At 60.7% G+C, this 20893-nt stretch carries 19 protein-coding genes and 1 tRNA gene; 7 read left to right on the top strand and 13 right to left on the bottom strand.

What is annotated here, in order from left to right:
- Window positions 1-127: 127 nt before the first annotated feature.
- Together NWI_RS07360 and NWI_RS07355 are read right to left on the bottom strand one after the other, a co-directional pair.
- Complete coding sequence (locus NWI_RS07360; protein WP_011314689.1) at window positions 128-1384, bottom strand: MFS transporter; 1257 nt, start codon at window positions 1382-1384, stop codon at window positions 128-130.
- Between the two features lie 259 nt (window positions 1385-1643).
- Window positions 1644-2726, bottom strand: coding sequence for a COX15/CtaA family protein (locus NWI_RS07355; RefSeq protein WP_011314688.1), 1083 nt, complete (start codon window positions 2724-2726; stop codon window positions 1644-1646).
- A 97-nt stretch (window positions 2727-2823) separates the two neighbouring features.
- Here NWI_RS07355 and NWI_RS07350 point away from each other — a divergent pair, with 97 nt between their 5' ends.
- Together NWI_RS07350 and NWI_RS07345 are read left to right on the top strand one after the other, a co-directional pair.
- A complete protein-coding gene (locus tag NWI_RS07350; protein ID WP_011314687.1) occupies window positions 2824-3030 on the top strand; it encodes a DUF2842 domain-containing protein in 207 nt (68 codons plus the stop codon).
- Between the two features lie 121 nt (window positions 3031-3151).
- Complete coding sequence (locus NWI_RS07345; protein WP_041344892.1) at window positions 3152-4345, top strand: GNAT family N-acetyltransferase; 1194 nt, start codon at window positions 3152-3154, stop codon at window positions 4343-4345.
- 22 nt (window positions 4346-4367) lie between these two features.
- Here the strand turns inward: NWI_RS07345 and NWI_RS07340 are convergent, their stop codons facing one another.
- The gene (locus NWI_RS07340; protein WP_011314685.1) at window positions 4368-6515 is read right to left on the bottom strand and encodes a GumC family protein; all 2148 of its coding nucleotides are present in this window, start codon (window positions 6513-6515) and stop codon (window positions 4368-4370) included.
- A gap of 247 nt (window positions 6516-6762) precedes the next feature.
- Here NWI_RS07340 and NWI_RS07335 point away from each other — a divergent pair, with 247 nt between their 5' ends.
- The 4 genes from NWI_RS07335 (at window position 6763) to NWI_RS07320 (ending at window position 11540) form a co-directional block, all read left to right on the top strand.
- Window positions 6763-7467: a polysaccharide biosynthesis/export family protein gene (locus NWI_RS07335; RefSeq protein ID WP_011314684.1), complete on the top strand. Its 705-nt coding sequence runs from the start codon at window positions 6763-6765 to the stop codon at window positions 7465-7467.
- A gap of 3 nt (window positions 7468-7470) precedes the next feature.
- The gene (locus tag NWI_RS07330) at window positions 7471-8604 is read left to right on the top strand and encodes a glycosyltransferase (RefSeq protein ID WP_011314683.1); all 1134 of its coding nucleotides are present in this window, start codon (window positions 7471-7473) and stop codon (window positions 8602-8604) included.
- Window positions 8605-8711: 107 nt separating this feature from the next.
- Window positions 8712-10244, top strand: coding sequence for an undecaprenyl-phosphate glucose phosphotransferase (locus NWI_RS07325; protein ID WP_011314682.1), 1533 nt, complete (start codon window positions 8712-8714; stop codon window positions 10242-10244).
- 33 nt (window positions 10245-10277) lie between these two features.
- Window positions 10278-11540 carry an O-antigen ligase family protein gene (locus NWI_RS07320; RefSeq protein ID WP_011314681.1) on the top strand — a complete coding sequence of 421 codons (1263 nt, stop codon included), beginning with the start codon at window positions 10278-10280 and terminating at the stop codon, window positions 11538-11540.
- A gap of 50 nt (window positions 11541-11590) precedes the next feature.
- On the opposite strand, the gene NWI_RS07315 is transcribed toward NWI_RS07320, so the two are convergent.
- The 8 genes from NWI_RS07315 to NWI_RS07280 all read right to left on the bottom strand — a co-directional run bounded on the left by NWI_RS07315 (window position 11591) and on the right by NWI_RS07280 (window position 17715).
- On the bottom strand, window positions 11591-12772 hold the full coding sequence (locus NWI_RS07315; protein WP_011314680.1) for a saccharopine dehydrogenase family protein: 1182 nt from the start codon (window positions 12770-12772) through the stop codon (window positions 11591-11593).
- A gap of 261 nt (window positions 12773-13033) precedes the next feature.
- Window positions 13034-13111, bottom strand: a tRNA-Pro gene (locus NWI_RS07310).
- Window positions 13112-13193: 82 nt separating this feature from the next.
- A complete protein-coding gene (locus tag NWI_RS07305) occupies window positions 13194-13796 on the bottom strand; it encodes a MerR family transcriptional regulator (protein ID WP_041344891.1) in 603 nt (200 codons plus the stop codon).
- 36 nt (window positions 13797-13832) lie between these two features.
- Window positions 13833-14153, bottom strand: a complete 321-nt coding sequence (locus NWI_RS07300; protein WP_011314678.1) for an integration host factor subunit alpha — start codon at window positions 14151-14153, stop codon at window positions 13833-13835.
- Between the two features lie 127 nt (window positions 14154-14280).
- Window positions 14281-15258, bottom strand: a complete 978-nt coding sequence (locus NWI_RS07295; RefSeq protein ID WP_011314677.1) for a beta-ketoacyl-ACP synthase III — start codon at window positions 15256-15258, stop codon at window positions 14281-14283.
- A complete protein-coding gene (plsX, locus tag NWI_RS07290) occupies window positions 15255-16316 on the bottom strand; it encodes a phosphate acyltransferase PlsX (RefSeq protein WP_011314676.1) in 1062 nt (353 codons plus the stop codon). Before plsX ends, NWI_RS07295 begins: the two co-directional genes overlap by 4 nt.
- A gap of 242 nt (window positions 16317-16558) precedes the next feature.
- Complete coding sequence (locus NWI_RS07285; RefSeq protein WP_011314675.1) at window positions 16559-17149, bottom strand: YceD family protein; 591 nt, start codon at window positions 17147-17149, stop codon at window positions 16559-16561.
- Complete coding sequence (locus NWI_RS07280) at window positions 17146-17715, bottom strand: ubiquinol-cytochrome C chaperone family protein (RefSeq protein WP_041344890.1); 570 nt, start codon at window positions 17713-17715, stop codon at window positions 17146-17148. Before NWI_RS07280 ends, NWI_RS07285 begins: the two co-directional genes overlap by 4 nt.
- Window positions 17716-17822: 107 nt before the next feature.
- Between NWI_RS07280 and NWI_RS07275 the strand changes: the two genes are divergently transcribed.
- Complete coding sequence (locus tag NWI_RS07275; protein ID WP_430691783.1) at window positions 17823-18296, top strand: outer membrane protein assembly factor BamE; 474 nt, start codon at window positions 17823-17825, stop codon at window positions 18294-18296.
- An 88-nt stretch (window positions 18297-18384) separates the two neighbouring features.
- Here NWI_RS07275 and NWI_RS07270 read toward each other — a convergent pair whose 3' ends face one another.
- Window positions 18385-19308, bottom strand: coding sequence for an HAD family hydrolase (locus tag NWI_RS07270; protein WP_011314672.1), 924 nt, complete (start codon window positions 19306-19308; stop codon window positions 18385-18387).
- Window positions 19309-19319: 11 nt separating this feature from the next.
- Complete coding sequence (locus tag NWI_RS07265) at window positions 19320-20852, bottom strand: acyl-CoA carboxylase subunit beta (RefSeq protein WP_011314671.1); 1533 nt, start codon at window positions 20850-20852, stop codon at window positions 19320-19322.
- Window positions 20853-20893: the final 41 nt, after the last annotated feature.

Below are 20893 nucleotides of genomic sequence, written 5' to 3'. Positions count from 1 at the left end.
TAAATTATTGTTTTGACGCGTTTTCTTCACGCGAACCGGTACCCACTTCGCTCGAAAACGCTATAGAGATTATTGTTTTGACGCGTTTTCTTCACGCGAAGCGGTTTCCACGTCGCTCGAAAACACCCTAACGTGACTGCTCCGCCGCAGGCGATCGAACTTGCTCTCCCATGACCGGCGCCTGCCTGACTTCGGTGAGGTAGTTGAGCGTCAGCGATACCCAGATGATGCCGTAGAGCAGCATGAAGCAGCTCGAGTTGAAGCCGAGCCAGTCAAGGATCACCCCGAACGTGATCGGCAGCAGGAAGCCGCCGAAGCCGCCCGCCATGCCGACGACGCCGGATACCGCTCCCATGCTGTCGGGAAAGTCGTCGCCGATGTATTTGAACGTCGAGGCCATGCCGCAGGCAAAGGCGATGCCGAGCGTGAAGAGAAGCATGGTGAAGAACCACGACGGCAGGGCGATGCTGAAACTCAGCGGATCACGGACCGTGTGCACGATCAGGTCCGTCCTGGGATAGGACAGCAGAAACAGGCAGACCCAGGCAACCCACAGCACCCACCAGGTGACGTTATGGGCGCCGAAGCGATCCGAAAGCCAGCCGCCCAAGGCGCGAAAGGCCCCGCCGGGAAGCGAGAAGCACGCCGCCAGCAGCGACGCCTGCGCGATGGTGAAACCGTACTCGGTCTTGAAGTATTGCGGCATCCAGATCGACAGCGCGGTGAAACCGCCGAACACGATCGAATAGTACTGGCAATACTTCCAGACGCGAGGATCGCGCAGCACCGACAATTGTCGCCACATCGAAGGCGCCTGACTGCCGACGCCGGGATCACGCGCGGACAACGCCCAAAAGAGAAGCGCGGTGACCAGCAGCACGACGGCATATACCTTGGGCACCATCTGCCAGCCATAGGCCTCTATGAGCCAGGGAGATACGAACATGTTCAGGGCGGCGCCGATCGTGCCGGCGCCGAAGAAACCCATCGCGAAGCCCCGGCGTTCCCTGGGAAAGAAGCGCGCGACATAGGGCGTGCCGACCGAAAAGGACGCGCCGACCAGACCCAGCGCCAGTCCTAGCAGCAGGAACTGCCAGAGCGTGGTCGCATAGGCGGACAGCCACACCGGGACCGCGCAGCCGACCAGCAGCAGCAGCATGATGATCCGTCCGCCGAAGCGGTCGGTCCAGATGCCCAGCGGCAAGCGAAACAATGCGCCGGTAAGGACAGGCGTCGCCGTGAGCAGACCGAATTCCGTCGAACCGAGCCCAAGCTGTTCGCGGATCGGAATGCCGATCACACCGAACATCATCCACACAGCGAAGCAAACGGTGAATGCCCAGGTCGTGATGAGCAGGACGGAGAGGTTGCCGGATCTCGCCATATTGTTCGCCCCGATGCTGACTCGCGATCAACCGGGGGTTCGGCTGTTCCTGCCTTTCCCGCCCGGCTCACGACCGTGTCACATCATAAGCAGGCTCGGGAATCTGTATAGACGGCGAGGACCGATGTCGGGAGGGTTATGCGTCGCAGAACGGGAACGCAGCCTCAGGCCCGGTCCGATCCGATGCCACTCCTGCGCGGTATCAACACTGCGGTATCGAATCCAAGCAAAGCCGCTCGGCCCCCGCGCCGATAGAAAACTATCCGGCCGCCACGCCCAGTTCCTGGCGTTGCCGGGCGGATTGGCCCTCGGTCATCCGCTCAGCCTGAACGATCGCAAGCGTCAGCACCACAATCGCGACCCCTTGATGCACCAGGGCGAGCATGATGGGAACCTCGTACAGGAGGGTCAGGATGCCAAGCGTCGCCTGTAGCGTCATCGCGAGGGCGAGCCAAAGAGCTCCGCGAACAATAGCGGGGTTCGCGCGCGATACGAGAGCATCGATCAGATGGAGAACCGCAACCGCAAACAGCGCATACGCCATCATGCGATGCTGGAACTGAACCGTGAGCGTGTTGTCGAACAGATTGCGCCACCATGGCTGCTCGAAGAACAGCCTGTCCGCGGATGGAATGAACGATCCGTCGATGTCCGGCCATGTGTTGAAGACGCGCCCTGCCCGCAGCCCGGCGACCAGCGCTCCAAAATAAAGCTGCACAAACACCAGCACCAGCAGAACGCCGCTCGTTACCCGCAATCGAATTGACGCCAGCGTCGGCGGCCGATCCGACAGCCGCCGCAGGGTCCAGACGATCGCCGTGAAAATCAGCAACGCCAGCACCAGATGCGTCGCCAGACGATACTGCGACACCTCGGTGCGCTCGGTAAGACCGGAGGCGACCATCCACCAGCCGACCGCGCCCTGAAGGCCACCCAGGCCGAAAATAATCCAGAGCCGCCGCTTCAGATCCGACGGCAGCGCGCCGCGCCACATGAACCAGAGGAACGGCAACAGGAACGCGATACCGATGAAGCGTCCGAGCAGGCGATGGCTCCACTCCCACCAGAAGATGGTCTTGAACTGATCGAGCGTCATGCCCGCGTTCATCTCGCGATACTGCGGTATCGCTTTGTAGCCCTCAAAAGCCTGAATCCATTCCGCCTGAGAAAGCGGAGGAAGCGAGCCCGTCACGGGTTTCCACTCGACGATCGAAAGGCCGGATTCAGTCAGCCGCGTCGCTCCGCCGACCAGCACCATGGCGGCAATCAGCAGCGCCATGAACACCAGCCACCAGCGCACGGCGCGCAGATGGGATTCCTTTTGTGCAATCGGACGGGTCATCAAAAAAGCCGCGGTTGAAGGTATTTTTCGTGCTCTTTATAGTCCACCGCAGCCCCGGCGCAAGCCTCCGTCTCAGTCGCGAGTTTCATTTTAAGGTATGCGGATACGTACTCGAAAGTTCCTTGGCACGATCGCCCTTCTGGTGCTGGTCGTGGTCTGGTCATTGCTCGGCATGACGATCGCCCAAACGCCGTGGCTCGCGGATTCGCGCCTTTACCAGGCGATCTTCTATGTTGTCGCAGGGCTCGGCTGGGTCTTGCCGGCGATGCCGATCGTGAGCTGGATGGCGAAACCCGACGCTTGAAGCGGCTTTCCCTTCGCAACCCGCCGCTTCGTCACCGGATTATTGCCGTTACTGTTTATTGATGCTTCTCGTGCGAAGGTCCTCCTGACCAAAAACAAAAGAGAACATAACAGGCTGGGAAATGACCATGACGGCTCTGATCGGAAGTCCGACCGTGAAGGCGCAGGAACGATCAGACGGACGGCGCATCGCGCATCTCGAAATCCTTCAGGATTTGCGCGAAGCCGAGCCAATCTGGCGAAACCTCGAGGTATCGCAGTTTTCGACGCCCTATCAGCGATTTGACCTCCTGTCGGCATGGCAACGGCACGTCGGAACCGGCGAACAGCTTCAGCCCGGCATCATCGTCGCCTTCGACGCCCAGCGGCAGCCGCTGCTGCTGCTCCCGCTCGCAATCGGCACGGAAAGCGGCGTCCGTGTCGCACGCTTCATGGGCGGCAAGCATACGACCTTCAACATGGCGCTCTGGCAGCGGGAATTCGCGGCCTCCGCGACGCGTGGGGATCTTGACGCGCTGGTTCAGGGAATCAGCGCGCTTCCGGCCCGAATTGACGTGCTCGCTTTCACGCAGCAGCCGCGGCGCTGGCGTGATCAACAAAATCCGATGGCGCTCCTGCCCAACCAGCCCTCAGCCAACGGCTGTCCGTTGATGATATTATCGCCCGCCTCATCGCCGTCTGAGCGCATCAGCAATTCGTTCCGACGCCGGCTCAAGGGCAAGGAACGCAAGCTCCAGGCGCTGCCCGGCTATCGCTATTGCGTGGCCACGACGGATACCGAGATCAAGCGGATGTGTGATGCGTTCTTCGCGATCAAGCCGCTACGGATGGCCGCGCAAAAGCTGCCGAACGTGTTCGCCGAGGCTGGCGTCGAGGACTTCCTGCGCTCGGCTTGCCTGACGCCGCTGACAGGCGGCGGGCGCGTCATCGAAATCCACGGCCTTGAATGCGATGCCGAAGTGATCGCGATCTTCGCCGGCGTGGCGGACGGGCACCGCTTCTCGATGATGTTCAACACCTACACGATGTCGGAAAGCGCCCGCTATAGTCCCGGCCTGATCCTGATGCGCGATATCATCGATCACTATGCGGAGAACGGTTACACCTCTCTCGACCTCGGGATAGGATCGGACGACTACAAGCGCCTGTTCTGCAAAAGCGACGAGCCCATTTTCGACAGCTACCTGCCGCTCACCACGCGCGGCAGAATGGCCGCCATCGGCATGTCGTCGTTGGCCCGCGCCAAACGCCTGGTGAAGCAGACGCCGGCGCTGAAGCGGACGGCCCAGATGCTGCGCGGGATGCTGCATCGCTGACCACCCCCGCGCGGGCGAACCGTCAAGCCGCCTCGCGAGGACCGATCTGCATATCCGGGCGGATCGATGCCGGATCGAGCATCGTCACTGTCGTAAAGCCGATAGCCTTGAACTGGCTGCTCATCCGCGTCCGCGCATCCGCGTTCATCGACGGGTTGGGAACGACGATCGCGCGCGCCTGCTCCGTCAGGATCTTCGCCGGCAGATCGGTGGCGGTGCCCGCGACCAGCAGCACATGATCATAGACGCGAAGAAAAGCATCGAGCGCAATCGCGAGGCGCGGTGATTGCAGCAGCGAGCGATCGGCGTCAGAACGTCCGGTGCCGACAAGGTGGAGCGGCGAGAGCCTATCGCGGGTGATCACCTGTCCGAAAGACACCTCGCCCAGCATCAGGTCGGCCAGTCCCGGCGCCCCCGGATCGACCGAAGTCGCCGTCAGCGCCTGCGACGACGGCGATAGATCGACGAGCACAACCCTGGCGCCGTCTGTCAACAGGCGCGCCAGCGCGAGCGCCGCGAGCATGATGCTCTCGTTCTGGCCAGTGCCCATGACCGTGATCTTGTGCGCCGCTTTGCCCGCAGCGCGCAGGTCATCCGCGAGATGAGCGATATCAGTCAGGTCCGCTGCCGGCGCGGGATCAACGCGAAACCCGCGCATCCCCGGCGCGGCGGGCTGAAGGGCAGCCAGACTCCGCGGCGACGTGATGCGCAGCAATTCGCCGGTCACGATCGTGCCGGTCGACAGCATCAGGGTCGCCAGCGTCGCGATCAGGACGATGGGCAGCTTCTTTGGATAGGCCGGCGTGTTCGAGACGATCGCGCGCGAGATGATGCGGCCATCGGACGGCGCCGCATCGATGTTTTCACGCGTGGTGGCTTCTCGGTATTTCGCGAGATAGGATTCCAGCAGATCGCGCTGTGCCCTGGCTTCGCGCTCCAGCGCTCGCAGCTTGACGTCGTCGCCGTTGGAGGATGTCGCCAGCTTCTTCAACTGTTCGAGATTATTGCTGAGACTTTCAACCCGGCCGCTGGCGATGCGGGCGTCATTCTCCAGCGACCGCGAGATCTTGCCCGCCTCCTCTCGCAACTGACGATCGAGGTCTGCGAGCTGGGCCTTCAACTCCCTGATCCGGGGATGCCGGTCGAGCAGGGTCGACGACTGTTCCGCCAGTTGCGCACGCAACGTCACGCGCTGTTCGGAAAGGCGGCGGATCAATTCCGAATTGAGAACTTCAGACGCTTCGATCGGCTTGCCGGTCTGAAGCATTCCGCGGATCAGCCGCGCTTTCGATTCCGCATCGGACTTGAGCGCGCGCGCGTTGTTCAGTTGAGTATTGATTTCACCCAGTTGCTGGTTCGACAGCGACGTGTTGTTGATGCCGATGAAAAGGCTGGATTTCGACCGGAATTCCTCTACCCGTGACTCGGCGTCGGCGACCTTCTTGCGCAGGTTATCGATTTCTCCGGACAACCATTGACCCGCGGCCTTCGCCTGCTCCTGACGCGCGTTGAGTTGCAGGACAAGATAACCGTCCGCGATCGAATTGGCGATGGAAGCGGCGAGTTCCGGATCGCCCGACTGGAATTCAATGACGATCACGCGGGATTTTTCGACGGCGTAAGCGGTCAGCCGGTCGTAGTAGGCTTCCAGCACGCGCTCCTCGGGCGTCATCCGAAGCGGGTCGCGGCCGATTCCGAATAACGCGAGCAGCGACTTGAGCGGCGATACGCCATTCAACACCGGATCGAATTCCGGATTCTCCGCGAGCTTGTTCTTTCTTATGACCTCGCGGGCGAGATCGCGTGACAGCACCAGCTGCACCTGGCTGGCGACAGCTTCCGGATCGACCACGTTGCGCTCGTCGTTTCGTTCGCCGGTGGGGCGCAGGAAAACGTTCTCTCGTCCATCGATCAGGATTCGGGCTTCAGACTTGTATCTGGGGGTGATCAGGTTGACGATAAGAAGCGAAAGCGCGAAGGCGAGTATCGTCGGAATGATGATAAAACGCTTCTTGCGCAGCAGCACCCGTCCGATAGAGCGCAGATCGATGTCACCGAGTTCCGGATTCGGCAGGACCTCGGACACCGGCGCAGGTGACACCATCTGCTCGGATTTAGTCTCCGGATCCGACATCGTCTTCTTGCCGGCACGCCAGAACGCAAACCGCATTGCTTACTCCCGCTCAACGCATCGTAGCACTTTCGGGTGAACTTGACATTCGCGCGTTGAACCCGAGGCAAACGCCGGAGCCTTGAATGGAACCGCTCAGCCGAACGGGATGATTACAACCGATTATAGTTGCCGCCGGGTTAATCCCGCGTCAGCCGGAAAAGCAGCCGGTGCGGCGAGACACCTTCGATTACGGTTTATTAACCACAAAAGCCTTTAATGGATTTGATATTTTCATGGATGCCTGATGCGAAACCTGCGCGCCGTCACCTTGGGCCTGCTGACCACGCTGGCGTTGTCGGGATGCATGCAGCACCCGGCTCCGGCGGTGATGGTTCGCCCGCATAACGATCTCGATGCGATGGCCTATGCGGGCCCGAAGGCGCCCGCACCGGTCCCGCGCCGCCGCGGCCTGTGGCACACGCCGGCCTTCACCACCGCCGCGGCGCCTGTTGTCTATGCCGCCGCACCGCCCCCGCCCGTCATCCACGATCCCGCCTATCGGCTCGATGCAGGCGACCGGCTGCGCATCGTGGTCTACGGCCAGGAGGGCCTCACCAACACCTATCTGGTCGACGCCGGCGGCAGCATCACCATGCCGCTGATCGGCGCCGTCACCGCGCGCGGCCGCACGCCGGCTGAACTGTCCGCCACCATCGCCGCCCGGCTGCGCAACGGCTACATCCGCCAGCCCTACGTCGCCGTCGAGATCGAGGCCTACCGGCCGTTCTTCATTCTCGGCGAGGTGGCGGCTCCCGGCCAGTATCCGTTCGTGCCCAACATGACGGTGGAAAGCGCCGTCGCCATCGCCGGCGGTTTCTCCCCCCGCGCCAGACGCGACCGCGTCATCGTCACCCACACCGACGACCGCGGAACCGTCCGCCTCATGCTGCCACCCGTCGCGCCGCTCAGCCCCGGCGATACCGTCGTCGTCGACGAACGCTGGTTCTAAGGCATGACGGGACCGCCCGATCCACCGCTTCGCATTCTTCACGCCGTGCGCGCGCCGGTCGGCGGAATCATCCGTCATATTCTCGATGTCGCGAACGGACAGGCCGATCGCGGACATCTCGTCGGCATCGTCGCCGACAGCCTCACCGGCGGCGAACGTGCGGACACGGCTTTCGCGGAGATCGCCCCGCGAATGAAACTCGGCATCCACCGCATTCCGATCCGCCGGAACCCTCATCCCAGCGACCTGTTTGCGTGGATGCGGTTCGCTGCGCTGGTCGGGAAGCTGAAGCCGCAGGTCCTTCACGGACACGGCGCCAAGGCCGGCGCCTTCGTGCGGCTCAAGACCTCATCGAAAGACAGGATCCGCGTCTACACACCGCACGGCGGATCCCTGCACTTTCCGCCGACGACAATGAAGGGCATGTTCTACAGCCGCCTCGAACGCGCGCTGATGAACCGCACCGACCTGTTCCTGTTCGAGAGCGCATTCGCGCGGAATACCTATCAGCGAATCGTCGGCAATCCGGCCGGGCTGGTGAAATGCGTCTTCAACGGCGTGACGGCGGGCGAATTCGATCCTGTTCCGCTCGCCGCCGATGCCACCGACGTCGTCTATGTCGGCGAGTTCAGGCACATCAAGGGCGCCGACCTTCTGATCGACGCGATGGCGCGATTGCGGGAAGGCGGTCGGCATCTCACGCTCACGCTCGCGGGCGACGGCGAGGAAACAGAAGCGCTGAAAGCGCAGGTCCAGCGCCTCAGCCTTGGAGAGAGTGTCCGCTTCATCGGGCACGTCAAGGCGCGCCACGGATTCTCGAAAGGCCGGTTGCTCATCGTGCCGTCGCGCGGCGACTCCATGCCATATGTCGTGATCGAAGCGGCGGCGGCGGGTGTTCCCATGATCGCGGCGAACGTCGGCGGTATCCCGGAAATTTTCGACCAGCACACCGACGCGTTGTTCGTTCCCGGTAACGTCACGGCCCTGGCGGACGCCGTCGCGGCCGCGTTGGATGACCCTGCGGCGGCAGCCGCGCGCGCAAAATCGTTACGCGAGCGCATTCTCATGCATTTCTCGCAGACCGCGATGGTCGAAGGCATCATGGCGGGCTATCGCGAGACGTTTGCGCGAAGTTAACCATTTTTGAAATGCCGGGAGTTGCGCGAAACCAAATCTTCCCGATTTAGACCTTAAGTCGAACTGAAAACGCCCCTGGTGATGCCGCGCGATGTGGACTTGAGGACATGGACCCTATCAACGCTCGCTCAAGAACTGATGCGGCGGCGAGCAGCAGCCCCGTGGTACCCGTTGAGCGTCGCCGACGGCTGTCGCCCGCGGCGCTTGCCGTCACCAATCAAAAGGTACAACCGGCCTACTCGCCCGTCGTCATCATGGGTATCGTCCGTGCCGCGGACTTCCTGCTGCTGAGCCTGGTCGGCGTCGCGCTTTACCTCGGATACGTCGCCCGCATCGACGGATTTAGCCTGAGCTACATCGCGGCGATCCTTGCGGTATCCGCCAGCGCGGTCGTGTGTTTCCAGGCTGCGGACATTTATGACATCCAGGTTTTCCGCGGCCCGTTGCGGCAGATGACGCGGATGATTTCATCCTGGGCGTTCGTCTTCCTGCTGTTCATTTGCGTCTCGTTTTTCGTCAAGCTCGGCAATTCCGTCTCGCGGCTCTGGCTGGCCTCGTTCTTCTTTGTTGGCCTGGCCGGTCTCATTGCCGGGCGGGTTCTGCTGCGCGCGATGATCCGCCGCTGGGCGCGGGACGGCCGGCTGGAACGCCGCACCGTTATCATTGGCTCGGACAAGAACGGAGAAAACCTTATCAACGCGTTGAAAGCGCAGGAAGACTCCGACATCGAAATTCTCGGCGTGTTCGATGACCGCAACGACTCCCGCGCGCTCGACACCTGCGCCGGAACCCCCAAGCTCGGCAAGGTCGACGACGTGCTCGAATTCGCGCGGCGTACCCGGCTCGATCTGGTGCTGTTCGCTCTTCCGATCTCGGCGGAAACGCGGATCCTCTCGATGTTGAAGAAGCTGTGGGTGCTGCCGGTCGATATCCGGTTGTCCGCGCATACCAACCAGTTGCGCTTTCGTCCCCGCGCCTATTCCTATCTCGGCAAAGTTCCGACGATCGACGTCGTCGAAGCCCCGATCACCGACTGGGATCTGGTGATGAAATGGCTGTTCGACAGGATCTTCGGCGGTGTCATTCTGCTGCTCGCCTCGCCGGTGATGGCGCTGGTCGCACTCGCGATCAAGCTCGACAGTCCAGGCCCGGTGCTGTTTCGCCAGAAACGCTTCGGCTTCAACAACGAGCGCATCGAGGTCTTCAAGTTCCGCTCGCTGTTTCACGATCAGGCCGATCCCATGGCCGCGAAGGTCGTGACCAAGAATGACAGTCGTGTCACGCGGGTCGGACGATTCATCCGCAAAACCAGCCTCGACGAGTTGCCGCAACTATTCAACGTCGTCTTCAAGGGCAACCTCTCCCTCGTTGGGCCACGTCCTCACGCCGTGCAGGGTAAACTGCAAACCCGGCTGTTCGATGAAGCGGTCGACGGCTATTTCGCACGTCACCGCGTGAAGCCTGGCATCACGGGCTGGGCCCAGATCAATGGCTGGCGGGGGGAGATCGACAACGAGGAGAAGATCCAGAAGCGTGTCGAGTTCGACCTTTACTACATCGAGAACTGGTCGGTGCTGTTCGATCTTTATATCCTGTTCAGGACGCCGCTGGCGCTGCTGAAATCCGAAAACGCTTATTGATCAGCCTGGGCGTTGAGACTGCGAAAGTGTGTAATGGCGTATCCCGCAGCAGTTGACAGCTGGCTCCGGCCATCGACGCAGGCACCGGGCATTGCCGCGCTCCAGCGCGCGCTGCTGTGGGCGGTGGGGGCCGGCGGCGCGATCGTCTACATCGAGCCCAGCCCCTATGAGTTTGCGACGCTGGCGGCAATCGTCGTGTTCTTCGCGACCGGCTTGCGAATGCGGCTCGCCTTCGTTCCCCTGCTCCTGCTACTGTTTCTCATCAACTTCGGCTATACAATTGGCGCCGTGCACCTGATGGACAAGACCCAGATCGTGAACTGGATCATGACCTCATGGTACATGGCGGTGACGGTCATTTTCTTCGCGCTGGTATTCTCGGAAGATACCGAGACGCGGCTGGACCTGATGCGCCGGGGCCTGATCGTCGGAGCCGTCATCGCGTCGGTGGCCGGCGTCGCCGGCTATTTCCACCTGGTGCCCGGCGAGCATGACGTGCTGACCCTTTATGGCCGCGCGCGGGGAACCTTCAAGGACCCGAACGTGCTCTCCGCCTTTCTGATCCTGCCCGGATTGTTCGTGCTGCAAAGCGTCGTCACGGATCGTTTCGGAAAGGCTTTTCGCAGCGCACTCGCACTCGGGATCATCAGTCTTGCCGTGCTGCTGGCGTTTTCGCGCGCGGCCTGGGGCCAGTTCGTGCTCACGTCGGCTTTCGTGCTGGTCCTGATGTTCCTGACCAGCCCGTCAGGCAAACAGCGGTCGCGGCTGGTTCTCACCGCCGTGATCGCAGCCGCCGCGATCGCATTGCTGCTGGCCGTTCTGCTGTCCCTCGACTCGGTCGAGAGCCTGTTCAAGGAACGCGCTAGTTTTGACCAGAGCTACGACGGGGGCCGCTTTGGCCGCTTCGGCCGACACATCCTCGGCTTTCAGATGGCGCTGGAACAGCCGCTCGGGATCGGCCCGCTACAGTTCACGCGGTTCTTTCCGGAAGATACCCACAATTCGTATCTGAACGCCTTTATGTCGGGCGGGTGGATTTCCGGGATTTCCTATCCCGTGCTGATTTTCACCACCGTGATCCTGGGCTTCCGCTACATTTTCGTGCGCGTTCCCTGGCAGCGCACCTACCTGGCAGTCTTCGCGGCCTTTCTGGGGACCGTGGGCGAGAGCTTCGTCATCGACACCGATCACTGGCGCCATTTCTGGCTGATGCTCGGAATGATGTGGGGCATGTTCGCGGCAACCCACCAGTACAGGGCCGACCTGCGGCACGCTCCGGATCAGCCAGCGCGCTAGAATCTGACCTGCCGTTCCGGAAATTTTCCGAGCGCCGGGACAATGCTTGGTTACGGCTCGATCGTGAACGTCAACCCGGCGTGGTTGGTGAGCCGCTTGATCAGCGCGTCCTTCATCGCAGCGCCCGGCGTCCAGAAACCGCCGGCGACGTCCGGCGTGTCGTGACGCAGGCAGATTGCGCATTCCGCGATCATCTTCGAAGTCGATCCATAGCCGGGATCGCGATCGCCGGTTACGATTGCCTTCAACTGCCGCCCGTCGGAACCAATGCCGAGGAACAGAAGATCGTAATGCCCGCTCTCGCGCTCTTCCTTCGACGGTCCCTCGCCTGGTTTGGGCCCGCCCTGCGCACCGAGCTTGTTGTTGGCGGCGATGATCGCCTTCGCGGTCGCCTCACCCGTCTCCTTCGGCCCCGCGACCACCATCTCGTCATAGACGAAATCCTGGCCGTAAGGGAAACCGAGCAGGAAATTCGACCGGTGCACGTTGCGGGTGTTGATGTTCGCCATCACGAACGGCGCCACCCACATCCCGAGGTCTTCATCGAACAACGGCTTGTTGCCCGGCGGCTGTTTCGGCCCTTCAAACCCCGGCGTCAGCACGAAGGAATCGCGTAGTTTGGGCAACAGACTGGGATCGTTGGCGGCCGCGGAAAAGATCGCCTTCATGCTCGCGGCGGTGCCGCCGGAAAACGTACCCTTCATCTTGCGCACGCGGCCCTTGACCCGAGAGAGGGCCGATCCGAACCTGTCCTTTGCCGCCTGCTGAAGAAAGAACACACCGAGTTCAAACGGAAGCGAATCGTAGCCGCAGGAGAACACGATCCGCGCGCCGCTCCTGCGCGCCTCCGCCTCGTGCGCGTCGATCATCTGCCGCATCCATATCGGCTCGCCGCAGAGATCAAGATAGTCCGTGCCACTCGCCGCGCAGACGGCGATGAGATCGGAGCCGTAGAGTTGATAAGGTCCAACCGTGCTCAGCACCGAGGCCGTCCGTGCGGCCATGGACCTGAGCGACGCCGGGTTTCCGGCGTCGGCGGCGACCAGCGGGAGATCACGGGGCGCGCCGATGGCCTCGCGCACCGACGCCAGTTTGTCGAGATCGCGTCCCGCGATGGCCCACTTCAGGTCGCCGCCACCATATCTGGCGGCTAGGTATTCGGCGACCAGCCGGCCGGTGAATCCGCTGGCACCATAGACAACGATATCGAACTCCGCTGGCGACGATGTCATGACCTTCCCGAGAATGTCCTGCTGAGAGTCCTTCACCGTTTCACGGAGAAACGGACTCTATCACTTTGATCTGACGTAACTTCTTCACGCGAACCGGTTCCACTTCTTGAAACCGCTACAGGCATGATCCTGAAACGTAGTTCGGGACTTTTTCGGGACTTTTCGTGCCGATCCCTGCACTTTGACGCCGTTTCGTTCTCAACCCGCCATTCGCGGTCAAGGGGCTTATAGACGTTAAATGTTGATTATATTGATGGTTTTTGGTCGGAGCGAGAGGATTTGAACCTCCGACCCCTAGTCTCCCAGACTAGTGCGCTAACCGGGCTGCGCTACGCTCCGAGCCGTTACGGCCCCGTTTCCATTATAGCGTTTTCAAGCGAAGCGATACGGGTTCCTGCAAAGAAAATGCACCAAGTGAAAGCTACGGTTCGCCATCACGAAGCGCCTCGTCCAGCAGTTGCTTGCACGCGACAAGCTCAGCCAGCACATCCTTCAGTTTCGTAAGATCGATCGCAGCGGCGGCCACCCCCGGTATCGCACCACTGTCCGGGCCGGACCAGAGCACCTCGTCGAGGTCGTGCCGCAGCGGCCGATGCACGCCCGGCTCCCGCTCGCGAGGCCCGTTGTCGCCGTCGTCGCCGTCATCCTCATCGTCCTCCGTGTCCTCGGTCTCATAGCCGGACTCTTCCTCATCGATTTCGCCGAGAGTGTTGCGGATGTCATCCTCGATCGCGCCGAACGCGGCGGCGGACGATCCCTCGGTCAGACCCTGGACCGATTTGATGCCGTGCTCTTTCAGAATCCGTTGCACGCCGCGGATCGTGTAACCCTCGCTGTACAACAGATGGCGAATGCCGCGGAGCAGATCGACGTCATCCGGGCGATAGTAGCGCCGGCCACCGCTGCGCTTCATCGGCTTGATCTGCGAAAACCGGGTCTCCCAGAACCGCAGGACATGCTGAGGAATATCGAGGTCGGCGGCGACCTCGCTAATCGTCCGAAAAGCATCCGGTGCCTTGTCCAAATGCCGCTCCTGTGCCAATCGCGCGGCGACACCGGATCAGTCGGTTTTGCCGCCGGCGCCGTTGCTGTTGATCCGCTGCTTCAGAATAGCCGATGGCTTGAAGACCATCACGCGACGCGGAGAGATCGGCACCTCGGTGCCGGTCTTGGGATTTCGGCCGATACGCTGGCCTTTCTTGCGCACCATGAACGATCCGAAGGATGACAACTTCACCGTCTCGCCTTTCTCAAGGCAGTCGGTGATCTCCTTCAGAACGAGTTCTACAAACGCGGACGACTCCGTGCGCGACAGTCCTACTTTTTTGTAGACCGCTTCGCAGAGATCGACGCGAGTAACTGTTTTTCCGGTTCCGGTCATCGCCTGCCCCAAGCTCCCGGCAACAATTTGTAACTGAAATTAAGAGTTTAACGGCCCAGGGTCAACCTATCACATGATGCTTTCGGATGATAGGCGACGGCAAGCGGCCGCGCATTTGATTCAGATCTCACCAGCGGACGAGAGCCGACCCCCAGGTGAAGCCGCCGCCCATCGCTTCGAGCAGGACCAGATCGCCGCTTTTGATGCGCCCGTCCGCGACCGCGACCGACAATGCCAGCGGGATTGAAGCCGCGGAAGTGTTGCCGTGCCGATCGACGGTCAGCACCACTTTTTCCGGCGCGATATGCAGCTTATGGGCTGACGCATCAATGATTCGCTTGTTGGCCTGATGTGGCACGAACCACTTGATATCGTTTGCGTTGGTGCCGGATGCATTGAATGCGTCGACAATGACGTCCGTAATCATGCCAACCGCGTGCTTGAATACTTCGCGGCCTTCCATCCGGAGATGACCGACGGTCCTTGTGGAAGACGGCCCGCCATCGACGTAAAGCTTTGACTGATGACGACCGTCGGAACGCAGGTGTGTCGTCAGAATTCCGCGATCCAGGGGCGTGCCGGGCTGCTCCTGGGCTTCCAGCACGACCGCGCCGGCCCCGTCGCCGAACAGCACGCAGGTCGAGCGGTCCGTCCAGTCCAGAATGCGCGAGAAGGTTTCGGCGCCGATCACCAGCGCGCGCTTGAAGGCCCCGGAACGAAGAAAATTGTCAGCGGTGGCCAAAGCAAACACGAAGCCTGAACAAACCGCCTGAAGATCAAAGGCGGCGCCGTGATGGATGCCGAGTCCGTTCTGAACCGCAACCGCCGTCGCCGGAAACGTGTGGTCCGGCGTCGAGGTCGCCACCACGATCAGGTCGATCGACTGCGCATCAATACCGGCATGCGCAAGAGCCGCATTCGCCGCATGGATGGCGAGATGCGACGTGAACTCTCCTTCCGCGGCAATGTGGCGCTGACGAATACCGGTGCGCTGGACGATCCACTCGTCAGAGGTATCGACTTTGGTCGCCAGCTCGGAATTCGTCAGCACCCTTTGCGGAAGATAGGAGCCGCAGCCGAGCACGACCGAACGTATCGCAGTCAAGAGAGAGCCTCCTGCACTGCCGACGCCGGAGCTAGGGTGTGGCCGTGGCGGTTGAGCGTTTGGTTGATCTTGGTGAGGAGATCGTATCGAACCATGTCATAGCCAACATCGACCGCGTAGGCAAAGCCTTCGGCATCGGTTCCGCCGTGGCTTTTGACCACGATACCGTTCAGTCCGAGGAATACGCCTCCATTGGACTTCCGAGGATCCATCTTGCCGCGCAGCGCATTGAAAGCGCCCCGCGCAAACAGATACCCGATCCGCGACAGAAGGGTCCGCGACATCGCGCTGCGCAGATATTCGGCGATCTGGCGCGCGGTTCCCTCGGCCGCCTTCAGCGCGATATTGCCGCTGAAGCCCTCGGTGACGATGACGTCGGCGGCCCCCCTGCCGATCCCGTCGCCCTCGACGAAACCGATGAAGTCGAGCTGCGGCAGATTTAACGACCGCAACAATTCCGCCGCCTCGCGGATTTCCTCTCCGCCCTTGACCTCCTCGACGCCGATGTTGAGAAGGCCGACAGTCGGCCGTTCCAGATCAAACAGGACACGCGCCATCGCGCTGCCCATGATGGCGAGAGCCGCGAGGTGATGTGCGTCTCCGCCGATCGTCGCGCCAAGATCGAGCACAACGGAATCGCCGCGCAAGGTGGGCCATACGGCCGCGATCGCGGGACGATCGATTCCCGGTAGCGTCCGCAGGTTGAACCGCGCCATCGCCATCAGTGCGCCGGTATTGCCGGCCGACACCGCGACATCGGCTTCGCCTTTCTTCACCGCATCGATCGCAAGCCACATCGACGACGTCTTGCGGCCGCGACGCAATGCCTGGCTCGGCTTGTCGTCCATGCCGACGGCGACGTCGGTGTGGATCACCCGGGACACCGCTTTCATCGCCGGATGAGCGGCGAGCTGCGCTTCGATCAAAGCGCCGTTACCGTAGAGCAGAAACTCGGTGTCGGGATGACGGTTCAGTGAAATCGCGGCTCCGGGAATGACCACCGATGCGCCGACATCGCCACCCATGGCGTCAAGCGCGATTCGAACCTTCTGCGGCATAAGTCCCGGAAACCTTGATTGTGTGAAATCCTCAAGCGCACGGCCACAAGATATGGCGGCTGAGCACATTGCTTCTATCAGTGCAGCCGCGACAATAACGTGTCCCCGCCTTGATACAATATCCGAGCCCCCGATCGAGGCCGATCCGGGATGAGATAAGGCAACATGGTCTATCAGTCAAAATTCTTCTGGTATCAACACCTTGTCGACATTTTCTATTGATTAAGTTCAATATGTTATCCTCAATCTCGCCCCGGTTTCTTCTTTTCCGGCGGGCTCGGATGGACTTTCAGGTCCTTAAGGGCGGCGAAAGGATGATCCTCCGGATCGGTCGCGCTCGCAGGCGGGGCGAACACCGCGTTGGGCTTTCGCGGATACGGATCAATTCCCAGGAACAGCACGTCGGTGGCGAGCCGTCCAAGGTCAATGACACCGTTGACGATGGGTTCCGGGGCCTCCGGCACTTCCCCGCCGACACCGCCTTCGTCATTGATAGGCACGACGAACTCCCGAATCCGGCCTTCCGGCACGAAGACGAGATCGATGTCCTCGAGAACATCATTCTCGATCGGATCGAGGGACACCACGCAGGTTTGTGCGACGCGCGCCGATACCCTGCCCCGCACATGCACGCGGTCGTCACGCCCTGGCATCAGATCGAAGGATGCGCGGGCGTAAGCGATGCCGCGCACGCCGGCGATTTCCGCCAGCGCCATTAGCACGCCCTCATCGGCCTCGATATCGCGATGAAGGCCGGTTTCCGGAATCTGCGCGACCACGGCCCGCGAGATCCAGGGATTTGGAATCGTGTCCGGCCTGTCCTTGGCAGTCATGGCCCGCTCTTTTGCTCCCGTTGCGCGAGGTCTGGAAAAGCAAACCTTCCAAAGGTTAAGTCTTCCGTCGGCCCGGCGCGATCGTCACAGGCGAGCGCAGCGAGCGCCTCCGTCGCATAGTCTGCAAGCCGTCGCGCGCTTTCGGCGTTCCCGCCATTGTAAATATTCTTGTCAAGCGCCCGCGCCAGCGGCTCAAGACCCTCGTCCAGGGCACGATCGTAGGCGGCCGAGCGACCGTAGAAGGCCTCTCCGAACGCCTGCATGCGCTTTGGAACGCTCAGATCACCGACGCCCATCTCGCGCAGGTTGGCATCCATGTCGCTGCAGAAATGATCGAACAGCGCCTGCGGAAGCGCTTTGTCCGGCCCCGATCTCAACCGCCGAAGGACCATCCACAGATGCAGCAGGACCATATCGAATCGTCCGTCCACGGTGTCCGGCACCCCGTAGACCTGGTAAAACGCGGGCTCTCGCGCTTGCGTCACGATCATGCCATAGATCGCTTCAATGGTGCGGCGCGACGGAGCGGGGGACTGTTTTTTGAAGCGATTGAACGGCCAGCGCATGTGGGTACCGAAGACAACCCGCAAGGGCGATCCGTTGTTGCACTCGGGGATCATTGCCGGGTACGTCAACCGCGCGCGCGATGCAAGAGGATGAAGGCGGCCCGCGAATGACAGTATCGGTCCTTAACAAGGCGCCCGGAAACCCCGCGACGCGACGGCATCGCCTGCGCGCGGCGCTCGCCGCCACGCTGGTGTGCGCGGTGATGGCCGGCTGCACCGGCGAGACCTTCCAGAAAGGTTATATCCTGCCCCCCGGCGCGCTTGAGCAGATCCAGATCGGCGCAAGCCAGGATCAGGTGCTGATCGTGATGGGCACCCCGTCCACCGTCGCGACGCTGAACGGCGAGGTGTTTTATTACATCTCGCAGCGCGCGGAGCGGAAGGTCGCCTTCATGCCACAGAAGGTCATCGATCAGCGCGTGATCGCGATTTACTTCGACAATAACCGCCAGGTGACCCGGCTCGCCAACTACGGATTGAAGGACGGCAAGATCTTCGATTTCATCAGCCGCACCACGCCGACATCGGGCCAGGAGATCAGCTATCTCCAGCCGCTGTTCAAGCTATTGAGCGCGAAGTAGTTGCTACAAGCTTCGTTCAGGCAGCATGCGGGACTGCCACAAATGGCCTGGACGCTGGAAAAAACAGCATACGGACGGAAAGGTATGATCAAAGGCCTTGTGTCGATCTTTCCTCCTTAAAGAGATGAAGCATCGCCTTATAGCGAATCTCTGCAATCATCTTTTTAAGCAGGTTCTTTACGAAAATTTCCAATCGACTATTGGGAGAATAGTTTGCCTCAAAATAAGCGTCTACACGATTTGCCTTGAACAGGATTTCACACTTTTGGGGATCCTCCCCGCGGGAGTATACTGCAAACGCATGGCCGCCATTTTTTCTCGTAACAGCCATCGAGGGCACGTCAGTATCTCCATCTCCTAGATAAATCATATTGGAGAAGGGAATCGGTCTTTCATCCTCAGCCATATGATCATTGACGGACTCCGCTAGATTCTCAACGCCCTTGTTGATTCTGAAAATGTACTGCGTCTTTGAAACGTCCGTGATCACTCGGTCTACGAATACCGGTCTTCCAAACGAATCATAATGGTACTGAGAAGCAAAAATTGAACGAAAGTGTTTAGCAATCGACGTACCTTGAAGAATTTCTCGAAGTCCTGATGAAACAATGTAGTGATTTAACCTCACGTATCCGAGCGTCTGATTTCGGACGAAGCCATTCATTCTATCAAACCAAGTTTCGACCCCTGGGAAATATTCAATATGCGATCCAAGGGCACCCAACCTTTCTCGATTGATTGCTAGTTTTCCCTGCACAATCCTCTCAGCCATCATCCGCATATACGTTAGAACTTCCGAAGCTTCATTCTCCTTAGTGACGCGCTTGACCTCGGACCAAAATGTTCTTGGATCAATACTAAGCTCTGGAAATACCGTATACTCCTGCATAGACAACGGCGATAGCGTACCGTCAAAGTCATAAATTATCGCGATTGTACGATGCGGATACTCCCTATATGCACGAAATGCTGCGGATTTTCGTCCCGGAGTTTGAGCTAAATCCCTCGACATACTGGCATATCTCACAACGGCAAATTGTCGTGTTTTTTTGCTAACACCTCTACATGCTTGTCCCTCAACATCGCAAGTGCTCTCGCAATGCGCCGACGCGTCGAGGACGGCAAAATAACGTCGTCGATGTAGCCGCGTTCGGCGGCGACGAACGGTGACAGGAAACGATCCTCGTATTCCCTGGTGCGCGCGGCGATCTTCTCCTCGTCGCCGATATCGTTGCGAAAGATGATCTCCACCGCGCCCTTCGCGCCCATCACCGCGATCTGCGCCGTCGGCCAGGCGTAATTGATATCCGCGCCAATCTCCTTGGACGCCATCACGTCGAACGCGCCGCCATAGGCCTTGCGCGTGATGACGGTCACAAGCGGCACCGTGCATTGCGAATACGCGAACAGGAGCTTCGCGCCATGCTTGATCAGCCCGCCATATTCCTGCGCTGTGCCCGGCAAGAAGCCCGGCACGTCCACGAAGGTGACAATCGGAATGTTGAAGGCGTCGCAAAAGCGAACGAAGCGCGCTGCCTTGCGTGACGCATCGGAGTCGAGCACGCCGGCCAGCACCATCGGCTGGTTGGCGACGAAACCGACGGTGCGTCCGGCGATGCGGCCGAAGCCGGTGACGATGTTCTTAGCGAACGTTTCCGCGATCTCGAAGAAATCGCCTTCGTCCACGACCTTCAGGATCAGTTCCTTAATATCGTAGGGCTTGTTGGGATTGTCCGGCACCAGCGTGTCGAGCGAGTCATCGGTCCGCTCGACCTCATCGAAGCTCGGCCATTCCGGCACGCCATCTGTGTTGTTGCCCGGCAGGAAGTCGATCAGGCGACGCATCTGCAAGAGCGCCTCGACATCGTTTTCGAACGCGCCGTCGGCAATCGACGATTTCGTCGTGTGCACGCTGGCGCCGCCGAGTTCTTCCGAAGTCACCGCCTCGCCTGTGACGGTTTTCACCACGTCGGGCCCGGTGACGAACATGTAGCTCGTGTTCTTCACCATGAAGATGAAATCGGTCATCGCGGGCGAATAGACATCGCCGCCGGCGCACGGCCCCATGATGACGCTGATCTGCGGGATCACGCCCGAGGCCTGCACGTTGCGGCGGAAGACATAGGAGTAACCGGCCAGCGCCGCCACGCCTTCCTGAATGCGCGCGCCGCCGGCATCATAGAGACCGATGATCGGCGCCCTCGCCTTCAGCGCCAGGTCCTGGATTTTCGTGATCTTCAACGCATGCGTTTCCGACAGCGAACCGCCGAACACGGTGAAGTCCTTCGCGAAGACGAAAATCGTGCGACCGTTGACGGTGCCCCATCCGGTCACCACGCCGTCGCCCGGCACCTTCGATTTTTCCATGCCGAATTCGACCGAGCGATGCTCGACGAACATGTCGAACTCCTCGAACGAACCTTTGTCGAGCAGGATCTCGATGCGTTCGCGAGCGGTCAGCTTGCCGCGCCTGTGCTGCGCCTCGATGCGCTTCTCGCCGCCGCCAAGCTTCGCGGCCGCCCGCCGGGCATCGAGCGCTTCGCGAATGTTCTTCATGGCCGTGCCTGGTCTGGTTCAATGAACTTGGATTAGACCCT

Source organism: Nitrobacter winogradskyi Nb-255, from assembly GCF_000012725.1.
GTDB lineage: Bacteria > Pseudomonadota > Alphaproteobacteria > Rhizobiales > Xanthobacteraceae > Nitrobacter > Nitrobacter winogradskyi.
This window is presented reverse-complemented; position numbering and strand designations above follow the sequence as displayed.

What these genes read in the sequence shown, in the direction of transcription:
- NWI_RS07360 (WP_011314689.1), bottom strand. Translation starts at nt 1,384, where the DNA reads ATGGCGAGATCCGGCAACCTCTCCGTCCTGCTCATCACGACCTGGGCA.
- NWI_RS07355 (WP_011314688.1), bottom strand. Translation starts at nt 2,726, where the DNA reads ATGACCCGTCCGATTGCACAAAAGGAATCCCATCTGCGCGCCGTGCGC.
- NWI_RS07350 (WP_011314687.1), top strand. Translation starts at nt 2,824, where the DNA reads ATGCGGATACGTACTCGAAAGTTCCTTGGCACGATCGCCCTTCTGGTG.
- NWI_RS07345 (WP_041344892.1), top strand. Translation starts at nt 3,152, where the DNA reads ATGACCATGACGGCTCTGATCGGAAGTCCGACCGTGAAGGCGCAGGAA.
- NWI_RS07340 (WP_011314685.1), bottom strand. Translation starts at nt 6,515, where the DNA reads ATGCGGTTTGCGTTCTGGCGTGCCGGCAAGAAGACGATGTCGGATCCG.
- NWI_RS07335 (WP_011314684.1), top strand. Translation starts at nt 6,763, where the DNA reads ATGCGAAACCTGCGCGCCGTCACCTTGGGCCTGCTGACCACGCTGGCG.
- NWI_RS07330 (WP_011314683.1), top strand. Translation starts at nt 7,471, where the DNA reads ATGACGGGACCGCCCGATCCACCGCTTCGCATTCTTCACGCCGTGCGC.
- NWI_RS07325 (WP_011314682.1), top strand. Translation starts at nt 8,712, where the DNA reads ATGGACCCTATCAACGCTCGCTCAAGAACTGATGCGGCGGCGAGCAGC.
- NWI_RS07320 (WP_011314681.1), top strand. Translation starts at nt 10,278, where the DNA reads ATGGCGTATCCCGCAGCAGTTGACAGCTGGCTCCGGCCATCGACGCAG.
- NWI_RS07315 (WP_011314680.1), bottom strand. Translation starts at nt 12,772, where the DNA reads ATGACATCGTCGCCAGCGGAGTTCGATATCGTTGTCTATGGTGCCAGC.
- NWI_RS07300 (WP_011314678.1), bottom strand. Translation starts at nt 14,153, where the DNA reads ATGACCGGAACCGGAAAAACAGTTACTCGCGTCGATCTCTGCGAAGCG.
- plsX (WP_011314676.1), bottom strand. Translation starts at nt 16,316, where the DNA reads ATGCCGCAGAAGGTTCGAATCGCGCTTGACGCCATGGGTGGCGATGTC.
- NWI_RS07285 (WP_011314675.1), bottom strand. Translation starts at nt 17,149, where the DNA reads ATGACTGCCAAGGACAGGCCGGACACGATTCCAAATCCCTGGATCTCG.
- NWI_RS07280 (WP_041344890.1), bottom strand. Translation starts at nt 17,715, where the DNA reads ATGCGCTGGCCGTTCAATCGCTTCAAAAAACAGTCCCCCGCTCCGTCG.
- NWI_RS07275 (WP_430691783.1), top strand. Translation starts at nt 17,823, where the DNA reads ATGACAGTATCGGTCCTTAACAAGGCGCCCGGAAACCCCGCGACGCGA.
- NWI_RS07270 (WP_011314672.1), bottom strand. Translation starts at nt 19,308, where the DNA reads ATGTCGAGGGATTTAGCTCAAACTCCGGGACGAAAATCCGCAGCATTT.
- NWI_RS07265 (WP_011314671.1), bottom strand. Translation starts at nt 20,852, where the DNA reads ATGAAGAACATTCGCGAAGCGCTCGATGCCCGGCGGGCGGCCGCGAAG.